Origin of the sequence: Dialister succinatiphilus YIT 11850 (assembly GCF_000242435.1) — a bacterium.
Lineage (GTDB): Bacteria > Bacillota > Negativicutes > Veillonellales > Dialisteraceae > Dialister > Dialister succinatiphilus.
Map to the genome: position 1 here is coordinate 118,729 of NZ_JH591189.1, position 4,640 is coordinate 123,368.

The window sequence follows — 4,640 nt, forward strand, 5'->3', positions numbered from 1 at the left end:
AAGGGCCGTCAAACTTAAGAACCCTCCGGCCCATAGGGCCGGTCAATCCTAAGAACCTTTCCCTTCACAACCCTTCTACACAACCCGCCGCCGACAGGCGGCCACAACCTTCGGCCCGAAGGGCCGTCAACCTTCCCCTCTGAACCCTTTGAACCTTTTGAACCCTCTGAACCCTCACGCCGAAGGCGTGTCCAATGGCGTGTCAGGCAGGGTGAAATAGATTTCAAAGCGGACCACGCCATCTTTCTGGGTGAAGTTCTTAAAGCCTTTATAGGACATAATAAAATGATGGACAGAGGTCATACCGATACCATGTCCCTGCCTGTGGGTCACAGGGTAGCCGTCTTCATTCAAGGAAACCGGTTCAGCATAGTAATTTTCCACAGAAAGGAAGACCTGGCGGCCCCTGGTCTGCAGGTTGATATGGAGAAAGCGTTTATCCTTATCCTGGGTTTCCGATACGCGGATGGCATTTTCCAGAAGGTTGGCCAGGGCAAAGGAGAGATTTTCCTGCACCTTTGGAACCTCTTCCGGAAAGTTTACCCGGCAGGTGACGGGTATGCCGGCGTCTTTGGCTTTGACGATGTAAACGGAAAGCACCGCATTGACGAAGGGATTCAGACAGAAGGGATGAATGGCGGTTTTTTCCAGATGCTCGTCAAAGGAGCGGAGTAAATGGAGGGCTTCTTCCGATTTCCCGCTGCTGATGAGGCCGTAAAGGATATTGATCTGGTGGCGCATGTCATGGCGGAGAATGGAAAACTGTTTGGTACTGGCCTGTATGAGGAGCATGTTGTTCTGGAAGAAACGGATGGCTTTCTGCTGCACTTCATTTGTGCTTTTTAGAAGGACCTCTGTTTCCAGATCCCTGGCCTGCAGCTTGATATAGCGGTAGAGGGCGATGAAAGGCACAAAAGTAAGAATCCGGGAAAGCAGTTTGTCCATGGTCCAAAGGCCCGGCTCCAGGCTGATGGGCAGCTGAGTGAAGGCAATCAGCAGAGGCAGGAAGGCGATGTAGTAACCGTAGGGCTTATCATTGATGAGCTGGCGGGAAGGACACATATGGCGGAACATGCGGGCTGCAAGGGGCAGGGAGAGGAGAAAATAGAAAAGAAAGCAGGTCAGCTGCATGGAAAGACGCCATTCCACAGGAATGTTCTTCCCCAGGGAAATAATGGTCAATATGCTGGCAGTGTGAAGGAAGAAACTCCAAAGGCCCTGCATGCCAAGGACAAAAATCTGCTGAGCAATGAATCGGGGCAGCCAGTAAAAGGAAAGGAGCACATAGGGAATCCAGCCCAGCGCCAGGGAGGCCTTGTAAAGGATGACCGTGTGGGTGAACCCCTGAAAGAGGACGTAGTAGAAGATAAAGTTTAAAAGGGCCAGAATGATAAAGGAAAGGGCCATTTTCTTCCAACAGTTTTGAGGAAGAAAATCGAGGAAGGCTTGAAAAAAGATAAAACGGCCTGCCAGATGAACCAGGACCGTGCAGAGGGCCAGGGAAGAAATCGTATCCATAATGTACTCCTTTTAAAAAGGGATAGGTGGTGCAAGTGGTCATGGAGGCGCGTACACGGTCAGCCAAATCATAAGTCGCTCACAGCATAACGGAGCTTTATAGTGCCCCCGCAAGCGGGGCACTTATAACCCGTGCTTACTGTAGAGCCATTTATGAAGAGAGTGTTTCGCGGTGTTTTATTCTGCCCCCTGCATAGGGGGAAGTCCGGCGTAGCCGGATAGGGGGTGGCGAGCGCAGCGAGCCAATGGGCAGAATGCCTATCATGCCATATGATACAAAAAGCCAATCCCGTAACGCTGACTTTATAAGCATTGCCCGTAGGGCAATCCACAACCCTCGGACCGAAGGGCCGTCAAACTTAAGAACCTTTGGGCCCGAAAGGGCCCATCAATCCTAAGAACCTTTTTCCGCAACCCTTCTACACAACCTGCCGCCATCGGGCGGCCATAACCCTCGGGCCAGAGGCCCGTCACCCCTCAAGCCGAAGGCGCGTCCAGACCCTGTTACTTTGACAGCATATACTGCATATAATGCTGTTTCACTTCTTTTTTCTTTCTCCGGCTGATGGGAACGGAAATATTTCCTTTCAGCAGGAAGGAATCTTCTTCCATGGATTCAATGTAGTCCATGTTTACCATGAGCCGGTGGTAGCATTCGAAGAAGCGGTGGTCTGATGACAGATTCCGGGCCAGATCCTGGAAGGCGTTGGTGGTGTTGATATTCTTTTCTATCAGATGAATGGAAGCGTTTCTGCCTTCGCTGCAGTCCATGTAGAGAATATGGCTGAAAGGAACGCGAAGGGTTTCGCAGCCGGGAATGCGGGCGGAGAGTACTGCCGGTTTCAAAGAACCCCGGGGAAGGGCGTAATCCAGGGCATGAAACAGCTCCTCCCGGTGGCTTGCCAGAGGCTTCAGAATATAGCCCGACGCAAAAACCTTATACCCTTCCAGGGCGTGTTCCCGACTGGTGGTAAGAAATATGATTTTTACGCTCTCGTCCAGCCGCCGCACTTCCCTGGCCACATCCATGCCCTCCATGGCAGGCATGTAGATGTCCAGGAGAATGAGGTCAAAATCATCGGGTCGGAAATCTGCCAGAAACGAGGGACCGTCCATGTAGGAAGAAATGGAAATTTCCATATTGGCCGCATCGGGACGGTTTTGGAAATAGGTATCCACATAGTGCTTACCAATATCAATATCACTGGGATTGTCGTCGATCAGGGCAATTCGTATCATAAGATTCCTCCTATCCCATCATAGAATGACTGCTTTGTCTCTATTATACTCAAAAGGAAAAGAAAAAGGGAAAACAGCGAAAGAGAAATGGTTTCCTGCGAGTCATTGGCAAGGCTGGCTGTCCGCATCCCATCGGGTCATTCTTCATGTCATTCAGAATGACCCGTCCGGCGTAAAGGTAAACATGTAACCTCCTGCCACCCTGTTCAGGGAGCAGAATAAAACCCTCCATACCTGTTATGATATGTGGCAATGCATAGCATCCATAGGGCCCCTTTAAAAATTGCGGCGAAGCCGCCACCACCACCCTCGGCCCCAAAGGCCGTCAAACTTAAGAACCCTTGGGCCCATAGGGCCCATCCATCTTACGAACCTTTCTACACAACCCTTCTACACAACCCGCGGCGCCAGCCGCGCCCCCTTTCTTTAAAATCTGCGCCCCATAGGGCGCCACCACCTTTTGAACCTTTTGAACCTTCACACCGACGGTGTGTCCCATGGTGAACCCTCTGAATCCCGCCGCTCCGAGGCCCCATATACGAAAGTATACTTCCTTCCCTTTCCGGAAGGATTTTTTTATTTTTCAGGGGACATATTTCTTTTTCATAGATACCCTGTATATCTTCGAAGACCGGAAAGGCGGGAAATCCCCACGGGGTGGGATGAAGCGGTGCCGGCCACGGATGGGGAGAAAAAAGTTGAGAGAAATAAAAGGTATACTTTCGTATACTTTTTGTGTGTTTGTGTATAGTCTATACTTCAGACAAATAGAAGAGGGAGCCTTAGCTCCATGAAATCCGGCAGAAAAAATAGTTTTACAGACTTGAATAATGTGCATAAATATGCATTATTTAAAGTCGCCCATTTTCAGACAAACGAAAAAAACTGCCGGAAAGGAAAGGCAGCGTTTTTCTTTTGACAGAGAATCAGAAAATGACCACTTTTGCAGAAAAATGACCACTTTTGCAGAAAAAATAGAAAGTTTAGTTCCTTTAAGATATAGTAACGACAGATAAAGCTGAACAATTGCATAGGAAATCAGAAGCGTCATATGTCGAAAAAAATATTGACTGGGGACCTTTATTTCGTGCGCCCTGAAATCGGGAGCAGTGGAAAACGAGGAGGCTTCATAGAAAGTCATACACCAAAAAACGGCGGCGCAGAAGGTTTCTGGGTTCTGTATAATCTGCATACATGCATTCAAAGGCCCGCTCTGAGCCTTGAAAATATAAGTGTATATCATAAGGCCGTGTAAAGGAGGAATATACGGAAACCGGCCGGCCGCTGGGACGAAGTCCACGTGGAATTTATAAGTCAAAATACGGCACATCCGGCTAAATGCCGCAGAAAATGATTCAGAGCATCTATCATTTCCACTCAAAGGAGGGTAACACCATGAATAAGATTTACAAAGTCATCTGGAGTAAAGCGAAGCACACCTATGTGGTGGCATCGGAAATCGCAAAAGGACACACCAAGGGCGAAACAACAGGAAAGGGACTGAAGAAACTGGCCGCAGCCATGCTGGTGGCAGCAGCTCTTCTGAGCCCGAACTTCGCCTGGGCTGAGGGTACGGTGACAGTGGAACCGGCAGGTACTGGTTCCACTACGACTGTGGAAGTATATACCAAAGGAGGAACTGATACACAAGTCAATGCTGCAAAAACTTATACTTATCGTAAAGTGGTAGCTGAAGAACACGCCCGTGAAGCAGCTGACAACGAACTGAATGAACGGATTACGAACGAAGCCAATGCAATCCACGAAACCACGAATCAGCTGCAGAAAGACCTGAATACGGAAACGGCTGCTCGTGAAGCCGGCGATACAGCGCTGGATACCCGGATCACCAATGTGAAGGAATATCTGGAAAACCAGACTGT

At 49.3% G+C, this 4,640-nt stretch carries 4 protein-coding genes; 1 reads left to right on the forward strand and 3 read right to left on the reverse strand.

The window, feature by feature from the left end:
• Nucleotides 1–174: 174 nt before the first annotated feature.
• The 3 genes from HMPREF9453_RS09495 to HMPREF9453_RS12310 form a co-directional block, all read right to left on the reverse strand.
• Nucleotides 175–1,518 carry a sensor histidine kinase gene (locus HMPREF9453_RS09495; RefSeq protein ID WP_008860340.1) on the reverse strand — a complete coding sequence of 448 codons (1,344 nt, stop codon included), beginning with the start codon at nt 1,516–1,518 and terminating at the stop codon, nt 175–177.
• Nucleotides 1,519–2,022: 504 nt separating this feature from the next.
• Nucleotides 2,023–2,757 (reverse strand): LytR/AlgR family response regulator transcription factor, encoded by a 735-nt coding sequence (locus HMPREF9453_RS09500; RefSeq protein WP_008860341.1) that lies wholly within the window; start codon nt 2,755–2,757, stop codon nt 2,023–2,025.
• Between the two features lie 847 nt (nt 2,758–3,604).
• Nucleotides 3,605–3,898 (reverse strand): hypothetical protein, encoded by a 294-nt coding sequence (locus HMPREF9453_RS12310; RefSeq protein WP_222859646.1) that lies wholly within the window; start codon nt 3,896–3,898, stop codon nt 3,605–3,607.
• Between the two features lie 254 nt (nt 3,899–4,152).
• On the opposite strand from HMPREF9453_RS12310, the gene HMPREF9453_RS09510 reads away from it, so the two are divergent.
• On the forward strand, nt 4,153–4,640 hold a 488-nt coding region (locus tag HMPREF9453_RS09510), incomplete at its 3' end, for an ESPR domain-containing protein (protein ID WP_008860344.1).